A 20,999-nucleotide genomic window follows, 5' to 3' on the forward strand; every position below is an offset into this window, starting at 1 on the left:
TTTCCCCACCCGAGCGCCCCGGCCGCACCCGGAATTTACCCGATGTCCACGCACGCACGCACTCCCCGCGAAGTTCTGGCGTTCATTCGTGAGCGCGAAGTCAAGGCCGTCGACTTCCGGTTCATGGATTTCCCGGGCTTGTGGAAGCACTTCACCGTTCCGGCCGAGGTGCTCGACGAGAACGCCTTCGAGGACGGGATCGGGTTCGACGGGTCCAGCATCCGCGGGTGGGTCGCGATCAACGAGTCCGACATGCTGCTCATGCCGCAGCCGGACACGCTGTTCATCGACCCGTTCTGCAAAGACGTCACGCTCGCGATGCTGTGCAACATCCAGGACCCGCTCACGAAGGAAGACTACTCCCGCGACCCGCGGAACGTGGCGCGAAAAGCCGTCAATTACATGAAGTCCACCGGCGTCGCGGACGCGGCGATGTTCGGGCCGTCCCTGGAGTTCTTCGTTTTCGACGACGTGAAATTCGACCAAACGCCGCACTCCGCGTTCTACTACGTCGATTCGGGCGAGGGGCAGTGGAACACAGGCCGCGACGAGCGCCCGAACCTCGGGTACAAGGTGCCGTACAAACAGGGGTACTTCCCGTGCCCGCCGCAGGACTCCTTGCACGACCTGCGGAGCGAGATGATGCTCGCGATGATGCAGTGCGGGATGACCGTGGAGAGCCACCACCACGAGAAGGCCGGCGGCGGACAGTGCGCGATCAACGTGCGGTACGACGACCTCGTGGCGATGGCCGACAACGTGCTGAAGTACAAGTACATCGTGAAGAACGTGGCGCGCCGGCACAATAAGGCCGCGACGTTCATGCCCAAGCCGCTGTTCGAGGACTACGGGAGCGGGATGCACGTCCACGTTTCGCTGTGGAAGGACAAGGGCGGCGACCGCGTGAACCTGTTCTCGGGCAGCGACTACTCCGGGCTGTCGGACCTCGCGATGTACGCGCTCGGCGGGCTGCTGAAGCACGCGCCCGCGCTGTGCGCGATCACGAACCCCACCACGAACAGCTACAAGCGCCTGGTACCGGGCTACGAGGCGCCCGTGAACCTCGCGTACAGCCAGCGGAACCGCTCGGCCGCCATCCGCATCCCGGTGTACTCGTCGCGTGCGAAGTCGAAGCGGCTGGAGTTTCGGATTCCCGACGGCGCCGCTAACCCGTACCTCGCGTTCGCGGCGATGCTCATGGCGATGCTCGACGGGATTCGCAACAAGACCCACCCCGGCGACCCGCTCGACAAGGACATCTACGACATGCCGGCGGAGCAACTCAAGAACGTGCCGAAGACCCCTGGTACGCTCGTGGAGGCACTCAACGCGCTGGAAAAGGACCACGAGTTCTTGCTGCACGGGAGCGTCTTCACGGAAGACGTGATCGAGACGTGGATCGAGTACAAGCGCAAGGCCGAGGTCGCCGCGATCCGCGTGCGCCCGCACCCCTACGAGTTCGCGCTGTACTTCGACTCGTAGCAGGACCGGTCGGAATTCAGCCCTCAGATGACGCGCTGTACTTTTCCTGCGCGCACAGAATCTCAGGAGCTGAATTCCGATCTCCACTGAATTGGCCTTGTATCGTACTTTTCCCGCCCGCTACACTGCTCTTTCACCTCGGGCATGACGCCCCAGGCCACGCCGGTCACGGAGGACTCGCCGCACATGCCCCCTCGCACCAAAGAGAAAGAACCCGCCGCGCCGCCCGCCCGTCCGCTGATCGCGGTGAACACCGATTTCATCACGCCGAAGAACGGCATCCCGTTCGCCAAACTCAACGTCGGCTACATCGACGCGATCCTGACCGCCGGGGGCCTGCCGGTCGTTCTCCCGCCGCTCCGCAAGGACAACCTCGCGGACATTGACGCGCTGCTCGACCAGTGCGCGGGCATCGTGCTGACCGGCGGGGCGGACATGGACCCGCGCCGCAACGGGCAGCCGCTCACGGCCGTCGTGAACCCGATGCCGGCCCGCCGCGAGGACTCGGACCGCTACCTGCTCGCCAAGATCTTCGAGCGCAAGATCCCCGTGCTCGGCATCGGCGTCGGGATGCAGCAGTTGAACGTGTTCGCGGGGGGCACCCTGCACATGCACCTGCCCGCGGACAACCCGAAGGCGCTGCCGCACTTCGACCAGACCGGCGCCCCGCACCGGCACATGGTTCTCATCGAAGAAAACACCCGCCTCGACGACATTTACGGCACGCAAGAACTGCGGGTGAATAGCGCGCACCACCAAGCCATCAACCAGATGGGCAAGAGGATGCGCGTCGCGGCCAAGGCGCCGGACGGCGTGATCGAGGCGATCGAATCGACCGACCCGAACTGGTTCTGCGTCGGCGTGCAGTGGCACCCGGAAGCGGATACCGCCAGCGCGCTGGACGTGCAGATCTTCGAGTGCTTCGTCCTGGCCGCCGTGCGGAACTCGGACGTGGCTCTCGCGGCCGCGTAGCCCCTCAGTTCCACGTTCCACGTTCCAAAGCCAGGTTCGAGAACCGGTACGTTCTCCGTCCGTTCAACTTGGAACCCGGAACTTGGAACCTGGAACTGCTCATGGTCCGAACCTTACTCGGCCTTTCTGTAAGCTCCGGGCTGGAAGGCGTGGACGCGACCGCGGTGCGGGTCGAGGGGTTGGGCCTCGATCTCACAACCCGGGTGGTCGCTGCGCCACGAATCGCCTTCCCGCCCGCGGTACGCGACGTCCTTCGCGCCTCGGTCGCCTCCCCCACTGCAGTTCCGCCGGAATTCCTCCGGGCCGTGGCCGACACGGTCGTATTTGCCGCGCGCCAAGCCCTGAGTAAAGCGGCGGTATCACCGCGCGACACGTTCGCGGCGGGCATCCTCGAACCGACCCGGCCCGCCGCCAGCGTTCCGATTGACTGGCCGGAGGTCGCGGAGCGCGTTGCGGAACAGACCGGCATCACCACATTGCACGGCTTTACCGACCGCGACCGCGCGACCGGCGGCTCTGGGCGCCCCATCACCGCCGCGGCCGACTTCCTGCTTTTCCGTGACACCACCGAATCGCGCCTCCTGATTCACCTGGGGGCGGCTTCGACCGTGCTGTTCGTCCCGGCGGGCGGCACGGTTTCCACCGCGTTCGGCTTTGAAGCCGGACCGGGGAACCAGTTGCTCGACGCGATCCTCTTCAACGGGACGCGCGGAAAAGAGCTTCCCGCCAGCGTTGGGAAGCACGCGGTCCAGGGGCGGTGCCTCGAACCCCTCCTGGCACGCTGGGCGGAACACCCGCACCTCACCCGCACGCCGCCCAAAACGGTCCACGCGGAAGCCTTTGGCCGCAGCTTCTTACTCGCCGCGTTCGACGCGGTGCGCCAACTGAACGCGAGCCTCCCCGACCTCCTCTGCACCGCAACGCACCTCGCGGCGCGTGCGATCGGCAGCGCGGGGCGCCTCCCGGTCATGAAGCCGGATGGTCCGCGCCGCGTGGTACTTTCGGGCGGCGGCGTTCGGAACGGCTTCCTGTGGCAACTGGTGGCGAAGCAGTTCAGCGACAGCGCCGAACGCGCAGAGGCAGTGGGCGTGCCGGCTCTGTCGCGCAACGCAGCCGCGGCAGCGGTATTGACCGCGCTAACCTGTGACGGCGTGGCCGGGAACCTACCAGTGCTCACGGGCGCGACCGGCGGGCGCTTGCTGGGCCACATCTGCCCCGGCGACGGCCGCAACTGGGCGCGCTGCGCCGCATGGCTCGCCGATCAAACCGGCGAATACCCCCGCGCGAACCGGGCCGCGTAGCAATCCGCAACTCAACGCGAGCTCCGAAATGCCGGAGAACTATTACGACAAAGCGAGCCGGTTCCTGGCCAAACTCGACCCCGGCGCGTTCTTGAGTTGGCTCCTTCGACTGCCCGCGAGCGATTTCGTCTTTCGCGGTTGGCTCGATACGCGAGGCGTCCCGTTTCCCGGCGACACGGATCGCGTATCGGATACGGTGGCTCACGTCGAAAACGCTGGTGCGAACGGCGTACCGTGGATCGTTGCTGTTGAATTTCAAACGAAGCCGGACCCGGAAATGTTCGGCCGACTGATGGGCTATCTGTCCGGGCTGTGGCTCGAACGGAAACCGGACACCGAGCGCGGCAGCCGCTTCCACCTCGGCGCGGCGGTCGTTAACCTGACGGGAAGTGGTTCCGCGTCGCGCGAGATGATTTGGCCCGCGGCGGGCCTTTACTCGCAACTCCGGGTTGTCGAACGCAACCTCGAACTCGAATCGGCGGAGGAGTTGCTGGTGGGGATCGAAGCGGGCCATTGGGCGCCGGCACTACTGCCCTGGCTTCCACTCATGTCCGGAGGAGATACTTCCGACATCATCGATAGGTGGAAGGTGCTCGCTGGAGGCGAACCGGATCGGCGGCGGAAAGCGCAAATGGCCGCGATCGCGATGCTTTTCGCGACCAAAACTGGTCGAAAGGCAATTTGGCAGACGAAATTGGAGGGTTGGAACGTGGACGAGTCCGAATATGTGAACGAATGGATGGCTCGCGGTGAGGTCCGCGAAGCCCAACAACTCATTCTCCGGATCGGCGCGAAGAAGCTCGGCCCGGCGCCGGAAGGTGTTGAGGTCGTGGTGCGCGCGATTCAGGACCGTGCCCGGCTCGAACGCATCGCGGACCGGATCTTCGACGCGCCCGGGTGGGGCGATCTCGTGGCGACTGTGTAAACCGCAGCAGGTTGTTACCGCGACAGTAACCGCCGCGCGAGAACCACCGCACCGACAACGGGGTCGTCCACCAGCCCAACAGAACTGGGGGAGATGCCGCAGGCCCCGAGTTCGCACAGGAAGCAGTTGCGGAACATTTCACTTTCGAGCAGCAGCCCGCCGGCCAGTGCCACCGGGATGCCGTCACGCGACAACCCGCCCGCGGCGACCGCCCCGGCCGCTGTCAGGGCCAGTTCGCGTGCTTCCTGCTCGAAGATTGCGGTCGCGATGGCGTCGCCCGAAGCCGCCGCGGTCAGCACCAGCGGCGCGAGCGCGGCAATCGCGGCCTTGTCCCACTTTCCCCGGTACACCGCCGGAATAAACTCGCGCGGATCGTTCGAGCCGAGTGCCTTCAGGTAGGTGGGCAGGAGGGCGGTGCGTTCCCCGATGTTGTCCGCAGCGCGACACGCGGCTCGCAACCCGAGCAGCCCGATTCGGAACGCACTGCCTTCGTCACCCATCAGGTACCCCCACCCACCGGCGCGAGCGTCCTTCCCGTGGGCATCAAGCGTGAATGCAATCGACCCGGTTCCTGCGATGACCGCCAGCCCCCAGCCCTCGGGCGTGCCGGCCGCGAAGAGGAGCGTCGCGTCGTTCGCGATCGTGAGCTTGTCCGAAAGCTGAACGAGATCGGCCCACCCGCGAATGACGTCAAGGCCCTCGCTCCGGTCCACGCCCGCCAGACCGAGCGCGGCGGCCGCGACCGGCCCGCGGTGCAGCCCGGCCGCCTTGAACGCGGCTACGACGGCCGCGTTCAGTTCCCGGAGCGCGGATTCGACGCCGGTCGCCTGAATGTTCGACGGCCCGCCCTCCCCGCGCGCCAGCGCCGCGCCGGTGCGCGCGTCCGCGAGCACGGCCACCGTGTTCGTTGCCCCGCCATCGATCCCAATAACCAACTGTGCCGAATCAGCCATGCGACTTCCGTTGCTCAAAACCGAATGCGCCTCACCACAAAGATACGAAGGCCACAAGGGGGTACAAAGCTTGTGAGCTTTTGTACCTCTCGTGGGTCATGCTTGTGGCGAACCCCAGCGCTTATTTCTTCGCGTTCTTGACGTATTTATCGAACCACGCGATCTGTTCGTAGAGCACGTGACCGATGGACTCGCGGGCCGAGTACCCGTGGTCCTCGTGTGGTAGAAGCACCAGTCGCACGGTGCCGCCGGTCCCGCGCACTGCTTGGTACATGCGCTCGCTCTGCACCGGGAACGTGCCCGGGTTGCTGTCCGCAGCGCCGTGGATCATGAGGAGCGGCTCCTTGATCTTCTCCGCGTGGTAGAACGGCGACATCTGGCCGTAAATCTCCGGCGCCTCCCAGAACGTCCGGCGCTCGTTCTGGAAGCCGAACGGGGTGAGCGTGCGGTTGTACGCCCCGCTCCGCGCGATGCCCGCCTTGAAGAACTTCGAGTGCGCCAGCAGGTTCGCCGTCATGAACGCGCCGTAACTGTGCCCCATCACCCCGACGCGGTCCTTATCGATCCCGAACTCCGCGGCCTTATCGATGGCCGCCAGCGCGTTCGCGTTGAGCTGTTCGACGAAGTTGTTGTTCGCGGTCTCGGGCGGGCCGACGATCGGCATGGATACTTCCATCACCGCGTAGCCTTGTGTGAGGAAGAACAGGTGCGAATAGCCGGTCACACTCGTGAACCGGTGCGGCGACCCGGTGACCTGACTCGCGGTGTCCGCGGACGCGAACTCGACCGGATACGCATAAAACGCCGCCGGGATCTTGGTGCCTTCCTTGTAGTCCGGGGGCAGGTGCAGCGTGAACGAAATCGTGGTACCGTCCGCGCGCTTGGTGGTGACGAGTTGCTTCTTCGCTTTGCGCAATTCCGGTGCGGGGTCGGTGTTCTTCGTCAGTGCCTTTTCGTGGGTGCCATCGCGGTAGAAGTAGTTCGGCGGCTCGCTCACCGATTCGCGCCGAACGAGCACCTTCGTCCCCGACACGTTCAGCACCCGAACCACTTCCTCGTACACGCCTTCGGGACAGTGGTAGAGGCGCTCGGCCTTCATCGTTTTGAGGTCGTACTTGTCGAGGAACGGGCGATCGCCCTTCGAGGTCGAGCCGTCGCCGCGCAGGAAGAACGTGTCGCCGGCCGGGTCGCCCGCGGTGCGGACGACCGTGTGCCCGCTCGGGAGTTGCCGCATCACCGGTGTACCCGGGTCGCCGTAGTGGTCCTGGACCGAGCGCTCGAAGAGCAGTTTCGGTTCGGAGGCGAGAATCGCGGTGCTCGACGCGAGGAACGTGCGCCCCCACTTGCGGTCGCGGTCGTAGTCACGGACGAGCATCCGATTCCCGTTCGGGAAGAAATCTATCCCCGCGAACCGCTGTTCCACCTTCAGCAACTCCGTGCCCCTAATTTCGCCGCCGGCCGTTGCGGTGAAGAGCGCGTCGCGGTGCGGAACCTTCTTCTTGGGGTCGCCGTCGTCCTGTGCTTCAGCCCAAATGAGCGAGTGCGGAAGGGTCGGCACCCACCGAATCGAGCGCGGACCGGTCGGCACGCCTTCGATGGGTACTTTGTCTTGCAACGGCAGTTCCGCAACGGTGCCGTCCTTCGTGCCGCTCGCCTTGTAGACCTCGACCGCGCGCGGGAACGCGGAGTAGGGGTGCAAGTACGAGAACGGCTTCTGTACGCTGTAGACCAGCAAGAACTGGCCGTCCGGCGACGGGTCGGACCCGATGTGAATCGCGGGCTTCCCGATGTTTTGAATCGCGGGCTTCTCGGCCTCGCCACTAATGACCGCGAGTTGCGACGTGCAGTAATACTCGAACAGCGCCGCGTCGTGCGGGTCTTTCAGCATGTCCTGGAACGTGCGAACGGGCGCGGCCCTTCCGCCACTTTCTTGGATGACCGGTCCGACCGGTGCGATCGGCGGAGTGGGCGCGGCCCCGCGCCCTTCGGGAACGAGTTGCACGAGCAGCGATCGGCCGTCCGGCATCCACTGCGCGGATTCGCCGATGGCCGCGTTCAGCCGCACGCCCTTCACTTTTTCCAGTTTCAGTTCGTCGAGCGCGCACACCCACAGTTCGATGCCAGCGTCCGTGGTGCTCTGGAGCGCGAACCGCTTGCCGTCGGGCGACCACATCGGGAGCCCGATCTTGGCCTTCTCGGGCAGGACGATCGGCTTCGGTTCGCCACCTGTGATCGGAATCAGCGACAGCCCGGTCACGCGCGTGGGCCGTGCGGGGCCGTTCGTCTTGGGGTTAATACGCAGCCCCGCGAGCCGGAGCATTGGCGCTGCGACTTCTTCGATCGAAGGGTAGCGCGCGGATTGCACGAGTAAGAGGTTCTCGCCCGTCGGACTGATCGACAGGGCTGGCGGCGCGGGCGCGTCCAGAATGTCGGTGACCGCTTGCGGCGGCTTCTGATAGCCCTCTTGCCCGAAGGCGTCCACGGAAATGCTCAACGCGCACACCCCGCACAACAACAGACGAAACATGGCTGCCCTCCCGAACGTCGTTCAGGCAGTGTACCCGCCCGGCACGCGAGCGTATACTGAGGCCCGTTCCTCCCCTGGGACCGCGGGCGTCCCGCCCGCTGCTTCGGACTAACTCAAAACAGCGGGCGGGACGCCCGCGGTCCCAGGAATGCCACCCTCACCCATCGTACACGCTATGAAACTCTCTCGATTCGCTGCCCTGCTCGCTCTCGTCGCGCTCCCGCGCTCGCTCGCGCGGAAGACAAATCCGTCGCTCGAAGGCGGCGACGGTCCCAGGAAGGGCAAGCACATTGTCCTCGTGAGCGGCGACCAGGAGTACCGCTCCGAAGAGGCGCTCCCGCAGCTCGCGAAGATCCTCTCCAAGCACCACGGGTTCAAGTGTACGGTCCTGTTTACGGTGGACCCCAAAGACGGAACTGTCAACCCAAACATCAACAACGTTCCGGGACTCGAGGCCCTCAAGACCGCCGATCTCCTGGTGATTTTCACGCGGTTCCTCAACCTGCCCGACGACCAGATGCAGCACGTCGTTGATTACGTGGCCGCGGGGAAACCCGTCGTGGGTCTCCGCACCGCGACGCACGCCTTCAATATCCCGAAGGACCGGAAGTTCGCGAAGTTCTCGTGGAGCAACGGCGAGGCGGACTTCAAGCAGGGCTTCGGCAAACAGGTGCTCGGCGAAACGTGGGTGGCACCACGGCTCGCACGGCAAGGAGGGCACGCGCGGTATCGTCGTGAAGGGACAGGAGAAGCACGCGATCCTGAAGGGAATTGCGGCCGGCGAAATCTTCGGGACCACGGACGTCTACACGGTCACGCTCCCGCTACCCGGCGACAGTACGCCCCTCGTGTTGGGGAAGTGACCGAAACGCTGAAGCCCGAGTCGAAGGCCGTGAGCGGGAAGAAGAACGACCCGATGATGCCGGTCGCGTGGACCAAGACCTACAAGGGCGAGGGCGATAAGGCCGGTCGCGTGTTCACGACCACGATGGGCGCGTCGCAGGATCTGGAGTTCGAGGGCACCCGACGCCTGATCGTGAACGGGTGCTTCTGGGCGGCGGGTTTGGAATCGAAGATCCCTGACAAAGCGAACGTGGATCTCGTGGGCACGTTTAAGCCGACGCCCTTCAAATTTAGAGGTAACGCCGACTGGAAGCCCGGCGTCACACCGGCCGACTTGCTCAAGTGAGAATCCGTGTTCCGGTCGTTCGGCCGTGTCGGGTGCAGTTAGCTCGGTGGTTTCCACCAGGATGATGTTGCGTCATCCGAGCACTTGCTTTTCGACCCTCCGCGGGGACCGCTGTTCCAACACCGCTATCCGGACGATTTGGGAGCGGATCAAGAATCCGCTCCCAATCGGGGCCAAAGTCGAGTGCGTGCTTGTGGCCAATAGCGTGATGATCCACGGACCACTTCCTGCTTGAGCGCGGTATCGAATAAGTTATCCTGCTGGACGTTACACAGACGGTTGCCGGTCGATCTCTGCACTCGTTTGTTTCAAGGGACAAACGAGTGCAGAGATCGACCGGCAAATTCTAAGTTCGGTTCTCGTCGAACGTCTCGTCCCTCCAGTGGTCCGGGCAACTGATACGCTCGAAGAGAGCGGCGCAGAAGGGGCCGGTAGGGTTCCAGAAAGTCAACGAATGGTGAGCACACACGATACCAACCCCGCGAACTGGCAGAAGACGCTGTCCGCTGCGTGGAGCAGTCTGGCACTCGGTACAGCCGGCTGCGGGTTCGTGCTTTACATGGGTTGGTCCGAATACCGGGACAAGGGAACCCTCGATAGCAACGCGCTGACCGGAATGGGTATCGTCAGCCTCGCTTCGCTCATGTTTCTCGCGTTTGGGGCCATTTTGTTGCCGCGGGCGCGGCAGGAGGGCCGACAGCAACAGGCCGTCCGGGACGCGACGACCCGAGATACCGCGGTTGTTCCGGACGGGGAGCAACACTGGACCCCCGGTGCCGGCGTCACCGGGCACGGTGGCCGACCGCTGGTGCCCGAGGGGGATTACTTCGTCGCCCCGCCGCCCGAGATCGGTGCGCCGATCAGCGCCTACACGTCCCTTGTCAGGGGAACCCGGCCACGTGCCGCAGGCAAGGTTCGGCTCGCAAGTTCGGTTCTCGGTGCCCTCGGATTCCTCCTCGGCTGGCTCGTGATGTCGGTTCTGGAGCCGAAGGACGCAACCGCCGCTCCGGTCGGTGGTGCGGTCCTCGGTCTCCTGGGTTCGGCGCTGGGGTTGGGGTGGGCGCGGTTCCAGCATGCGTGCAGTTACGTGGGCACGGGCGGCGTCGCACGGTACATCTGTGTCAACAACCGTCAGCACCTGCGAGAGAGCGAAGTCTTCCTCTTTCGGGACGCGACGGCCCTTCGCACCGCCCTGACGCGGCACTACCGGAACGGGGCGTATCAGGAGACCGAGTTCCGCTTCGATTGGGTCGACGCGGACGGACAAATCCGGTTCCAGACCGCAGACACGTACTACGGTTCGGCGGACGGGCAGAACCCCTGGGCGCACATGCCCTACCAGTGGGCGTGTGCGGCGGAAATCGCCTGGACCCAGTACCGACTCGAGAACTTGTCCGACGAACTCGCCCGGCACGGGGCTATCCGGTTCAATCTGGACGGTTCCAATTGGCTGGCCGTTGGCCCGGACGTTCTGGACGTCCACCGCGGTGGCGAAACGGTTCGTTGCGCCCGAGAGGACATCTGGCAGTTCCATCTGTCTGAAGGTACCTTCACGGTTCGGGTACTCGGCGGACAGAAAGAGTGGTCCGGGCCGGGCCGCGCCTACACGTTTAATTTCGACGATGTGGCTGATGTTCGCCTCTTCGTCATAGTCATGGACCGGCTGCTGGGAATTGAGTTGCGGACGTGATTGAGGCAGGTGGAAGCGGAACTGCACGACAGCCGGGCGCTCGGTCGTGCCCGTCCAGTCAACGTCACGCTTCAGGTGCTGTAACTTGAGACGTGAGCAATCGGGGTTGGTCTCAACTTACAACTGGTGACTGGGGCTGTCTCACAGACAATCCCGCGGGTCGCGGTTCCATCCGCGACTCGGACGATATCGTCCGGGCGGTGCCGTGAGCGCTCCGCACCCCAGGTTCAGAAGTAACCGCACCCGGCACGGTCGAGCGACCGGAACGGCATTCAGTTCTTCTTCGGCGGGAAGCCGTCTTTCTTGCCCCAACCCCGATCTCCCTTCTTGCCCCCGTACCACAGGCCGAATGGACCGGGAGGGCCGTCGTCAGGGAAGCCCAAATCTCTGATCTTCGCCCGCGCCTCATCTGCAGCGCGAACGTCCTTCTGCTCTTCGCAGACCCGCACCAGCATCCAGTACGTATCGGCCAGTTGCATACGATTGGGATTGAGGCGCGGGTGCCCCTCGCCCGGTTCCCGTTCGATCGGGTCAACGATCCGGGGCTGTTCCCGAATCGATTGCTCCAGTTCCGCGCGTGCGGCCGACAACTTTCCCTGGAATCTCAACGCGCTCGCGAGGCGCTGGCGCACGAACCCCAGTTCCGTGTGACCGTGCGGGGGCCAGTTCTCCTTGGGCACAGAAGTGAATGCCGCGATCGCGTCGCGGTACGCGGACTCGGCGGACTCCGGCCGGTCCTCGGACTGTTCGTTCGCCAAGCCGACGCGGACGAGCACCGAACCGGTGAGCCACACGTTCCCCCGCGCGAGTTCGGCCGCGCGCCGGAAGGGGGCGTCGCGGTCCGTCGGGAACGCCTCCTGTGGCGCGACTAGGTACGCGACGACGAGTTCCGTTCGCATCCCTTCGTTATCGGGGTACTTGTCCACGAGCGGTTCGAGCAGCGCGACCGCACGGCGGAACGCGGCGATGGCCTTGTCCGAGCACCTCTGCCGCACGTTCGCTTCGCACAAGCGGCGCGACGCCTTCGCCGCTTCAAATTGGAGTTGCGGGTCTTCGGGCGCATTTTGCTCAACGAACTTGTCGTAGAACGCGAGAACCGCTTCCAGGATCGCGGCCTTGTCCGAACCGAAGTCTCCAGGTGGTCCCCCACCGGGAGGGCCGCCCGGCCCCCTGGGGCCGGGACCAGGGCCACCGGGACCACCGGGGCCGCCCGGTCCCCCAGGCCCGCCCCCGAAGCTGAGGAAGATCCGGTGATCCGGTCCGCGCCCGGCCATCGGCATCAGGATGCCGAAATCCGAGTGCGCGTTCCCGCTCGCGGCCTCGAAGACCTTGGCGAACGTTTCCAGTGAGAGTTTCAGGTTCGCGCGCAGTTTGTTGGACATGTTGCGGGCATCGTTGGTCGCTTTCTCGGCCTCGGTCTTCGCACCCTCGGCCTCCTTCCGGCGGTTCTCTTCGCGCGCGTACCCCACCCAACCCGTCACGGCCGCGAGAATGAGGGCCGCGGCCGTACTGAACGCGAGCGACGCGACCGTCGGGTTGCGCCGGCACGCCAGCCACGCGCGCGAAACGAGCGTCATGCGCCGGGCCTTGATGGGCCGGTCGTCGAGAAAGGCCTCGAGGTCGCGCGCGAGGTCGCGCGCGGTCGCGTACCGGTTCCCCGGTTCGCGCGCCATCGCTTTCAGGACGATCGTTTCCAGGTCGCGCGGGACGTCCAGGTTCAGCGTGCGCGGGGCCGGCGGGTCCGCGTCGGCCACTTTCTTGATGAGTTGGGCCGGGCTGTCGGCCGCGTAGGGCGGTTCGAGCGTGAGCAGTTCGTAGAGCGTTGCGCCCAGGCCGTATACGTCGCTCCGGGCGTCCGCGGTCCCGGTCAGGCACTCGGGCGGGAGATACTGGAGCGTGCCCAGAATGTCGCCGGTCGCGGTGAGGCCGTTGATGTGCATCAACTTCGCGAGGCCGAAGTCCGCGACCCAGACGATTTCGCCGTCGAGGATGAGGTTGGCCGGCTTCACGTCGCGGTGCAACACGCCCTGCTTGTGCGCGTAGTGCAGCGCTTCCGCGGCCTGAACCCCGACCCCCGCGATGAACCGCCAGTCGCCCCGTTCGGGGCCTTCGAGTTCGGGTTCGACTACCTCGAACGGTGCCGGCGCCCCCGTGGGTTTCGCGACGGGCGTATTGGGGGTGTGCGCGCACGTTTCGTTGAACGCTTCTTCGCTCTTGTTCAGGTGCTTGCGCCACTGGCGCACAACGGAGTGCAGCCCGCACCCCGGTATGAGCTGCATCACGTAATACGGCAGCCCGTCCTGCTCGCCGACGCCGAACACCGGGACGATGTTCGTGTGGTGCAACTTCGCCGCGGTCTGCGCCTCGCGCACGAAGCGCTCGCGCTGCACCGGATCGAGTTGCGCGTGCCGCGCGAGCACTTTGAGAGCGACCGGCCGGCCGAGCGATTCCTGGACCGCCTCGAACACGACGCCCATTCCGCCGCGCCCGAGTTCGCGCACGATGCGGAAGTCGCCGAGGCGGTCGGGGAGCGATTTCTCGGCCGCGCCCGCGGGCGAGCGGAACCGCTTCAAGAGTTCCATCTGCGCAACGGCAGGGAGCAGCTCCTTGAGCTGCTCAGCGTGGTCGGGGTGCGCGGCGGCGTAGGCGCCGACGGACGGGTGCTCCCCGCGCCGCAGCAAGTCGGCGAACTCTTCGGCCAGTATGTCGACCGGGTCGCGATCGTCGGAGTGCATGATCGGCCTGCTTTCTTCGCCCCAAAAAGGGCGTGACAGCATAGCATACCGCCGGAGCGGTACCTGGAATGCTTTAACGGACAGCGAATCAGGCGAGAGGCGAGGCGCGGACGCACCTCTTGTTGGCATGAGATCCGTTACCCGCCGAAACCCGGGATCGTTTCGAGGATCTGTTTCAAGCGGGCGAGTGCCCGGACGTAGCGCTTGCTCGCGGCGGCGGGTTGGACCCCGAGCAGTGCCGCAGTTTCAGTATTGCTCAGTTCTTCAAAGTGCCGCAGGGCCAGCACCTCGCGGTCGAGCGCGTCCATACTGTTCAGCGCTTCTTCCAGCCGGACGAACGATTCCGTCCGCGCCGCCGCGTGACTAGGGCTGCTCCCGGCACCGAGCAGGCACGCCGCGAGGCACGCCGAGTCCGTGGTCGGCCCGCCGCGGTTGATGGACACCTCTTGCCCGACGTCGCGCTTTTGGGCCAGGTGCTCGCGGTGAACGTCCGCGAGGCGCTGACCGACGATCAACCGCAGCCACCCGAAGAACGGCTGGTCCGGCTTCTCGAAGTAGTGGTCGACGCGCTTCAGGGCGTCAATGTACGCTTCCTGGAGCACGTCCGACGGCGACACGCGGCCCGCGAGCCGGTGATCGAGCCGGAGCTGGACCATTCGGCGCAGCTTGTTCCGGTGCCGCGCGAAAAGTTCTGCCAGGGCCTGTTGATCGCCGGCCCGCACCCGCGTTAATAGTTCCGCGATCTCCTGTTCCGCTTCGACGGCCATCGTATTCCTCGCATCAGCGCTGTTGGAGGATAAACGGCCTCCCACCCGGACCCGCGACCGCGAACGCGAGTCATGATAGCGGTCTGAGTGATTGGTCGTGACCGGCGCCGTTCCCCGTTTTCCATTATGACAGAGAACGCAACACGTTGGGCGCCGCGATTCGCCCGTGTTGTCCTCTCCTATCGCTGCGGAGAAACGGGATGTTCTGGGTTTCAAAAGTGTTGGCCCCGGCAGCTCTGGTTTTGGGACTCGTGGGAGCCGCGGTCGTGACGGCCGCTCCAGACGACAATCAACCGCCGTTCGGCGGGAAGGGCCAGTTCGGTAAGGGCGGCAAAAAGGCCGACGAGAAGGTCGAGCAAAAGAAGGCTGACGAGAAAAAGAAGGTTGAAGACAAGAAGGGGCCGCCCCCGGCGCCGAGGAGCGACGCGGTGGTGGATGCGTGGCTGAAGGTGCTGCTCGAAAAGATCACCGACCCGCACGACACGGTGCGCGACAGCGCCCGCGGGGCGATTGTGTCGGTCGGCCCGGCCGCACTCCCGGCGCTCCAGAAGTTGGCCGACGGTGACGACCCCGCCAAGGCGGTCGCGGCCCGCAAGTTGATCCACGCGATCCACGGGCACCACCCGGTCCACGCCGACCATCCCGGTCACCCCGGCTTCGGAGGCGGCGCGCGTGGCCCGGGCTTCTCCGGTGGCCCCGGGGTGGGACCGATGGGACCGCGCGGGCCGGGTGGCCCGGGCGAGCAACGCGGCATGGGTCCGGGTGGCCCAGGTGGGCGCGGCGGCTTCCCCGGCGGTCCAGGCGTGGGGCCGGGTGGTCGTTTCCCCGGTGGGCCGGGCGGGTTCCCGGGTATGGGACCGGGCGGTCGCGGCGGGTTCCCGGGCGAACGCGGCCCGGGGCGCCCCGGGCGCGAAGAAGAGAATGAACTCGAAGTCGCGCCGATGCCGCGTGACTTGGCGAACCGCTAACTTCCTTTGGGAAATGCGGGCTTAACGAGATCGGGTGCTCTTCAGTGTGGTCCGCTCGCTCCGCGAGCGGTTGGCTCCCGCGCTAGAGTTACTGCTCTAGCATCGGAGGCTCAAGATCCGCTCGCGGAGCGAGCGGACTACACTGAAGCGTATCCCTTTGTGTGGAAGTTGCTTCCCGCTTCCTTGCGGCCTCGGTGTACGAAAGAAGCAAGCGCCACGGCCCCGGTTCACTGCCGGGGCCGCGTTGTTTCTACTTCAGTTCCTCGAACGTCTTGTTCAGGATCGGGTACTTCTTCCAGTCCTTGTAGTCGAAGTGCCACCACTCCTCTTCGTACACCGTGAACCCTTCTGCGTGCATCGCGGAGCGGAGTAACTCGCGGTGCCAGCGCTGCCGGGACGTGCCGCCCATGTAGTCCGGGAACGCGCGGTCGGAGAATTCGTCGTAGCCGCTCACCATCTCGACGACCTTACCGGTCTTCAGGTCGTACAGCGTGAGGTCCACCGCGCAACCTCGATTGTGCCGCGACCCCTTCGACGGGTCCGCCACGAAGCCGTGGAACTTCTCCGGCGCCGCGTCCCAGAACATCTTGGTGACGTACCAGGGGCGGTACGCATCGAACACGAGTAACCCGTACCCCTGTTCCTTCAGTTTCGTGTGAACGCGGGCCAGCGCGTCGGCCGCGGGCTTCTGCATGTACGCTTTCGCGGAAGAGTAGAACGGCGTGCTGAGGAAGTTGTTGTCGGTCGCGTAGCGGATGTCGAACTTCACCCCGTCGATGGTCGCGAGGTCGATCAGTTCCGGCTTCAGGAACTCGCCCTTCTCGGCAGGCGGTTTGGCCGCGAGTGCCTCTTTGCGCAGGTCCGCGAGCGGGCGCACGGACTTGATCTTGAACGTTTCGCCGTTCTCGCCATCGATCTTTCGGCGCGCCATCACGACGCTCGCGGATGTTACTTTCGTGGCGCGCCCGGTCGCATCGCGCGTGAAGACGAGCTTCTCGCCGTGGTACATCCCGCGATCCGCTGGGAACGCGAACACGTTCTCCGATTCTTCGGTGAGCGGGTCGATTTCGGTCAGCTCGATAAGCGCGTGGAGCTTCCCGTTGCGCTCGTAAATGTACAGCGGGAGGTGGTCCCAGCCGTACTCGCCGATCAGCCCCTTATACTTGCTCGGCGGTTCCGCGGGGGGAGCGAGTGCCGGCTTCTCCTTCTCGAACGTGAGCTTCCCGTTCGTGATTTTGCCGTCGGTGAGACCGTACTTGTTACCCCATACCTGCGTATCGTCCGAGATCAGCCCGTTTCCGAACTTCCGGAGTTGCACGCGCGCGCCACCGCGATCCGGCTCGAAGAACACGCGCCCGCCGGACTCGAACACGTCCGCCCAACGTTCTCCCGTGCGGTAGCGACCGGCCAGAGCGACAGCTTCGTTCGTCGTGAGCGGCTCGCTCATTTCGATTTTCGGCAGCGGCTTGCCCGATTTCGCCGCGAGCATCTGGCGCAGCGCGTCGTCCGCGATGCGCCCCGTCACCGCGTTCGATACGTCACGCGACGCGACCACCACGGCGCCGATCTTCTCTCCCGGGAGTGCGACAAAGGTCGTTGCGAAGCCGTAGATCGCCCCGCCGTGTCCGACGCGCGGCTTGCCTTCAAATTCCCCCAGCGAGAAACCGAGGCCGAAGCCGCTCTTGGTTCCTTTCTCCGAGAACTGCGGCCGGAACATTTCCGCGAGCGTTTCCGGTTTAAGGAACGCTTTGTCGCCGATCTTTCCGCCTGTGAAGAGGCACGACTGGAACTTCGCGAGGTCGAGCACGGTCGAGTACATGCAGCCCGCGGGCGCTTCTCCAAGTTCAAATAACGGCGCGGGAAACTCCCGCCCCTGGTACGTCCACATCACCGCGTCCGCGAGGCGCTTCTTCACCTCGGGCGTCGGCAGGAACGAACTCGCGCTCATGCTGAGCGGTTCGAGCACGCGGCGCTGAACGTACTTCTCGAACTGCTCGTTCTGCGACTTCTGGAGCGTGTATCCGACCACGCCAATGGCGGCGTTGGAATACTTGATGCGCGATTCGGGCGGGTAGATCAGGCCGATCCCGTTCAGGCTCGTAACGGTCTTTTCGACGCCCGGTTCGGTCGGGTCGAAGTAGTTGCCGACCGGTGGTTCGCGGATCAGCCCCGAGCGGTGCGACATCAGCATCCGCAGCGTGATCTGTTTCTCACCTTCCTTGTAAGAGGGCTTGAAGTCGGGAATGTATTTCGCCACCGGCGCATCGAGATCGAGCTTCCCCTCTTCCACCAACTGCATCACCGCGACATCAGTAAACAACTTCGACACCGACCCGACGCGGTACACGGTTTCGGCCGTCGCGGGGATCTTCTTCTCGCGGTCCTGGAACCCGTAGCCCGCGGCCCATACGACCTTCTGATCGTCCACGAGCGCGATCGAGAGAGCAGGCAATTTCTTGTCGCCCACCTCATGTTTGATGAGTTTTTCCAGTTCCGCGACCGCGGCCCGGTACGGTTCGGCGGCCGGAACGGACGGTTGCGCGAATACGGGCGGGCCGAGCGCACAGAGCGCGAAAACGGTTACGAAGCAGCGCAGCATGACGTCTCCTCGAAGTGGTGTGCGGTGTCTGTGTACAGGATTTGTGACGAGCCGGGAGCGTGAGAGGAGAAGCTCGCGCCTCGGCCCGGAGAGGTAACGGCCAGACGAAGACGCCAGAACAAGTCTCGCGTTCAAGCGACCGGCACCAGTATAATGCCAACCTCACCGAATCGCCTCCCCACCGATAACTCACCCATGCGATCCTCCGCCACTCTCGCATGCGCCCTCTTGCTCGCGACGCTCGCCAAACCCACCGAAGGGTTTGGTGAGCAGCCACCGACTGCTCCGACCGCGCCGCCGGTCGCGGTGGAGGCTCCGGTCGATTTCGCGCGCGACGTGCGGCCCATTCTGTCGAGCCAGTGCTTTGCGTGCCACGGGCCGGACGAAAAGGTCCGCAAGGCGAAACTGCGGTTGGACGTGCGCGAGGACGCCATTAAATCGGGCGCCCTCGTTCCGGGGAAGCCGGACGCGAGCGAGGTGTTCACTCGCATCTGTACGACCGATCCCGAACAGCGTATGCCGCCCGCGAAGTCCAAGAAGCCGGCGCTTACCGAGGCGCAAATCAAGACACTGCGGAAGTGGATCGCGGACGGGGCGAAGTATTCCGAACACTGGTCGTTCGTGCCAGTGAACCGACCGGACGTTCCGAAAGCCAAGGTCCAATCCGCGAACCCGATCGATGCGTTCATCCGCGCGCGGTTGCAAAAAGAGGGCGTTGCCCCCGCGAAGGAAGCGGACCGCGTCACGCTGATCCGCCGACTGTCGTTTGATCTCACCGGGCTACCGCCGAAGCCGGAAGACGTGCGCGCCTTTGTAAACGACAAAGACCCGAAGGCATACGAGAACCTCGTCGAGAAGCTGCTCGCGTCGCCGCACTACGGCGAGCGCATGGCGGTGTGGTGGTTGGACCTCGTGCGGTTCGCGGACTCCGCGGGTTATCACAGCGACAACCCCATCAACGTGTCGCCGTACCGCGACTACGTCATTCGGAGCTTCAACACGAACAAGCGGTTCGACCAGTTCACCGTTGAACAACTCGCGGGAGATCTGTTGCCCAACGCGACGATGGAGCAGAAGGTCGCGAGCGCGTACAACCGCCTCCTGCAAACGACGGAAGAGGGCGGCGCGCAGGCGAAGGAGTACGAGGCGAAGTACGCGGCCGATCGCGTGCGGAACTACGGGCAGGTGTGGCTCGGCGGCACGCTCATGTGTGCCGAGTGCCACAACCACAAGTTCGACCCGTATACCCAAGCGGACTTCTACTCGGTGGCCGCGTTCTTCGCCGACATTCAGGAGCCCGCGATCGGCAACCGCGGCCCCGGTGTGCCCGTACCGTCCTCGCCCGAACAGGACGCGGAACTGAAGCGCCTTACCAGCGCGATCCCCGTCGCGCAGACGAAACTCGATGCGGCCGCGAAGACGTTTGCCGAAAGCGCGAAGGCGTTCGAGAGCGCAGAGAAATGGCCCAACCCGAAGCCCGACAAAAAGGGTGCGGCGGTTACCGTTCCCAACGACGTAAAGGCAATTCTCGCGAAGGACGTCGACAAACGAACTGCCGCGGAGAACGGGCGCCTCGTGGCCTTCGCACGCGACAACGCGCCCGATCTTAAATCTGAGCGCGACGCCTTCGCTACCGCGACAAAGGCGCGGGCGGATTTCGAGAACGCCCTGCCGCACGTCCTCATTTCCATCAGTGGCTCGCCGCGCACGGTGCGCATCTTGCCGCGCGGCAACTGGCTCGATGAAACCGGCCCCGTCATGAAGCCGAACGCGCCGGGGTTCCTTCCCCCTCTTCCGCCACTCGCCGGGGGGACGGGGCGCTACACTCGACTCGATCTCGCGAAGTGGACCGTTTCGGCCGAGAACCCGCTCGTCGCACGCGCCACCGTTAACCGGCTCTGGCGCCTCTTCTTCGGCTACGGCATCGCCCGCTCGCTCGAAGAAACGGGCATTCAGGGTGAGCAGCCGACGCACCCCGAACTGCTCGACTGGCTCGCGAGCGAGTTCTCAAACCCCTCCCCAACCCCTCCCCCAAAGGGAGAGGGGCTAAAAAGCATCAAGGGTTCTGCTCTCCCTTCGACTTCTGGCTCTTCTCCCCCTTCCTTTTTAGGGAAGGGGGTTGGGGGGTTAGGTTCTTCTTCGTGGGACGTGAAGCACCTCGTCCGGCTGATGGTCACGTCGGCCACATACCGGCAATCGTCGGTGGAAACGCCCGCGGTCCGCGAGCGCGACCCGATGAACAAGCTGTTCGCACGCCAGACGCGCCAGCGCCTCGACGCCGAGTTCATCCGCGACACCGCGCTGTCTGTGAGCGGGCTGTTGAACTCGCAAATCGGTGGCCCGAGTGTGAAGCCCTACCAGCCGGCCGGGTACTGGGCCGCACTCAACTTCCCGGTGCGCGAGTGGCAGAAGGATGCGGGCGACAAGGTGTACCGGCGCGGGATGTACACGCACTGGCAGCGCACGTTCCCGCACCCGGCGATGGTCGCGTTCGATGCGCCGAGCCGCGAAGAATGCACCTGCGACCGGCCGAAGTCGAACATCCCGCAGCAGGCGCTCGTGCTGCTCAACGACCCGGAGTTCGTGGAGGCGGCCAAGGCGTTCGCAGCGAAGGCGCTGAAGGACGGCGGCGCGACCGACGACGCGAAAGTGGCGTGGGCGTTCGAGCGCGCCACCGGTCGTGTCGCGAAGCCCGAGGAGACTCAAGTGCTACTGAGTGTGCTGAACAAGCACCGCAAGCAGTTCGCGGACAAGCCGGACGACGCGAAGAAACTCCTCGCGATCGGCGACATGCCGGTGCCCAAGGATACGAAGCCCGAGGAACTTTCCGCATGGGTGAGCGTGTGTCGCGTGATCCTGAACTTGCACGAGACGATCACGAGGGAGTGAGT

Annotated in this window: 13 protein-coding genes; 8 read left to right on the forward strand and 5 right to left on the reverse strand. The window is 65.0% G+C overall.

Going from position 1 to position 20,999, the window contains the following annotated elements; all coding sequences use genetic code 11:
• The first annotated feature begins 42 nt into the window (after window positions 1-42).
• From glnA to J8F10_RS22810, 4 genes are all read left to right on the forward strand, one after another.
• Window positions 43-1,482, forward strand: coding sequence for a type I glutamate--ammonia ligase (gene glnA / locus J8F10_RS22795; RefSeq protein WP_210657760.1), 1,440 nt, complete (start codon window positions 43-45; stop codon window positions 1,480-1,482).
• A gap of 186 nt (window positions 1,483-1,668) precedes the next feature.
• Window positions 1,669-2,454, forward strand: a complete 786-nt coding sequence (locus J8F10_RS22800; protein WP_210657763.1) for a gamma-glutamyl-gamma-aminobutyrate hydrolase family protein — start codon at window positions 1,669-1,671, stop codon at window positions 2,452-2,454.
• Window positions 2,455-2,555: 101 nt separating this feature from the next.
• Window positions 2,556-3,755, forward strand: coding sequence for an anhydro-N-acetylmuramic acid kinase (locus J8F10_RS22805; RefSeq protein WP_210657765.1), 1,200 nt, complete (start codon window positions 2,556-2,558; stop codon window positions 3,753-3,755).
• A 28-nt stretch (window positions 3,756-3,783) separates the two neighbouring features.
• Window positions 3,784-4,680, forward strand: a complete 897-nt coding sequence (locus tag J8F10_RS22810) for a hypothetical protein (protein WP_210657769.1) — start codon at window positions 3,784-3,786, stop codon at window positions 4,678-4,680.
• A gap of 14 nt (window positions 4,681-4,694) precedes the next feature.
• On the opposite strand, the gene J8F10_RS22815 is transcribed toward J8F10_RS22810, so the two are convergent.
• Entirely contained in the window at window positions 4,695-5,633 is a 939-nt protein-coding gene (locus J8F10_RS22815) for an N-acetylglucosamine kinase (RefSeq protein WP_210657770.1), read from the reverse strand.
• Window positions 5,634-5,754: 121 nt separating this feature from the next.
• Window positions 5,755-8,160, reverse strand: coding sequence for a S9 family peptidase (locus J8F10_RS22820; protein ID WP_210657771.1), 2,406 nt, complete (start codon window positions 8,158-8,160; stop codon window positions 5,755-5,757).
• 175 nt (window positions 8,161-8,335) lie between these two features.
• Here J8F10_RS22820 and J8F10_RS22825 point away from each other — a divergent pair, with 175 nt between their 5' ends.
• Both J8F10_RS22825 and J8F10_RS22830 read left to right on the forward strand, forming a co-directional pair.
• The gene (locus tag J8F10_RS22825) at window positions 8,336-9,349 is read left to right on the forward strand and encodes a ThuA domain-containing protein (protein ID WP_246523516.1); all 1,014 of its coding nucleotides are present in this window, start codon (window positions 8,336-8,338) and stop codon (window positions 9,347-9,349) included.
• 454 nt (window positions 9,350-9,803) lie between these two features.
• Complete coding sequence (locus J8F10_RS22830) at window positions 9,804-11,039, forward strand: hypothetical protein (RefSeq protein WP_210657772.1); 1,236 nt, start codon at window positions 9,804-9,806, stop codon at window positions 11,037-11,039.
• Between the two features lie 272 nt (window positions 11,040-11,311).
• On the opposite strand, the gene J8F10_RS22835 is transcribed toward J8F10_RS22830, so the two are convergent.
• A complete protein-coding gene (locus J8F10_RS22835) occupies window positions 11,312-13,774 on the reverse strand; it encodes a serine/threonine-protein kinase (protein WP_210657774.1) in 2,463 nt (820 codons plus the stop codon).
• 137 nt (window positions 13,775-13,911) lie between these two features.
• Window positions 13,912-14,541, reverse strand: coding sequence for a sigma-70 family RNA polymerase sigma factor (locus J8F10_RS22840; RefSeq protein WP_210657775.1), 630 nt, complete (start codon window positions 14,539-14,541; stop codon window positions 13,912-13,914).
• Between the two features lie 200 nt (window positions 14,542-14,741).
• Here J8F10_RS22840 and J8F10_RS22845 point away from each other — a divergent pair, with 200 nt between their 5' ends.
• Window positions 14,742-15,509, forward strand: coding sequence for a hypothetical protein (locus J8F10_RS22845; RefSeq protein WP_210657777.1), 768 nt, complete (start codon window positions 14,742-14,744; stop codon window positions 15,507-15,509).
• Window positions 15,510-15,759: 250 nt separating this feature from the next.
• On the opposite strand, the gene J8F10_RS22850 is transcribed toward J8F10_RS22845, so the two are convergent.
• Window positions 15,760-18,108: a serine hydrolase gene (locus tag J8F10_RS22850; RefSeq protein ID WP_210657779.1), complete on the reverse strand. Its 2,349-nt coding sequence runs from the start codon at window positions 18,106-18,108 to the stop codon at window positions 15,760-15,762.
• 195 nt (window positions 18,109-18,303) lie between these two features.
• Between J8F10_RS22850 and J8F10_RS22855 the strand changes: the two genes are divergently transcribed.
• The gene (locus tag J8F10_RS22855) at window positions 18,304-20,997 is read left to right on the forward strand and encodes a PSD1 and planctomycete cytochrome C domain-containing protein (protein ID WP_246523517.1); all 2,694 of its coding nucleotides are present in this window, start codon (window positions 18,304-18,306) and stop codon (window positions 20,995-20,997) included.
• The last annotated feature ends 2 nt before the right edge of the window (window positions 20,998-20,999 follow it).

Origin of the sequence: Gemmata palustris, assembly GCF_017939745.1 — a bacterium.
In the GTDB taxonomy this organism is placed as follows: Bacteria; Planctomycetota; Planctomycetia; order Gemmatales; family Gemmataceae; genus Gemmata; species Gemmata palustris.

Coding starts and splice junctions, on each gene's coding strand:
- glnA (WP_210657760.1), top strand. CDS start 43: ATGTCCACGCACGCACGCACTCCCCGCGAAGTTCTGGCGTTCATTCGT.
- J8F10_RS22800 (WP_210657763.1), top strand. CDS start 1,669: ATGCCCCCTCGCACCAAAGAGAAAGAACCCGCCGCGCCGCCCGCCCGT.
- J8F10_RS22805 (WP_210657765.1), top strand. CDS start 2,556: ATGGTCCGAACCTTACTCGGCCTTTCTGTAAGCTCCGGGCTGGAAGGC.
- J8F10_RS22810 (WP_210657769.1), top strand. CDS start 3,784: ATGCCGGAGAACTATTACGACAAAGCGAGCCGGTTCCTGGCCAAACTC.
- J8F10_RS22815 (WP_210657770.1), bottom strand. CDS start 5,633: ATGGCTGATTCGGCACAGTTGGTTATTGGGATCGATGGCGGGGCAACG.
- J8F10_RS22820 (WP_210657771.1), bottom strand. CDS start 8,160: ATGTTTCGTCTGTTGTTGTGCGGGGTGTGCGCGTTGAGCATTTCCGTG.
- J8F10_RS22825 (WP_246523516.1), top strand. CDS start 8,336: ATGAAACTCTCTCGATTCGCTGCCCTGCTCGCTCTCGTCGCGCTCCCG.
- J8F10_RS22830 (WP_210657772.1), top strand. CDS start 9,804: ATGGTGAGCACACACGATACCAACCCCGCGAACTGGCAGAAGACGCTG.
- J8F10_RS22835 (WP_210657774.1), bottom strand. CDS start 13,774: ATGCACTCCGACGATCGCGACCCGGTCGACATACTGGCCGAAGAGTTC.
- J8F10_RS22840 (WP_210657775.1), bottom strand. CDS start 14,541: ATGGCCGTCGAAGCGGAACAGGAGATCGCGGAACTATTAACGCGGGTG.
- J8F10_RS22845 (WP_210657777.1), top strand. CDS start 14,742: ATGTTCTGGGTTTCAAAAGTGTTGGCCCCGGCAGCTCTGGTTTTGGGA.
- J8F10_RS22850 (WP_210657779.1), bottom strand. CDS start 18,108: ATGCTGCGCTGCTTCGTAACCGTTTTCGCGCTCTGTGCGCTCGGCCCG.
- J8F10_RS22855 (WP_246523517.1), top strand. CDS start 18,304: ATGCGATCCTCCGCCACTCTCGCATGCGCCCTCTTGCTCGCGACGCTC.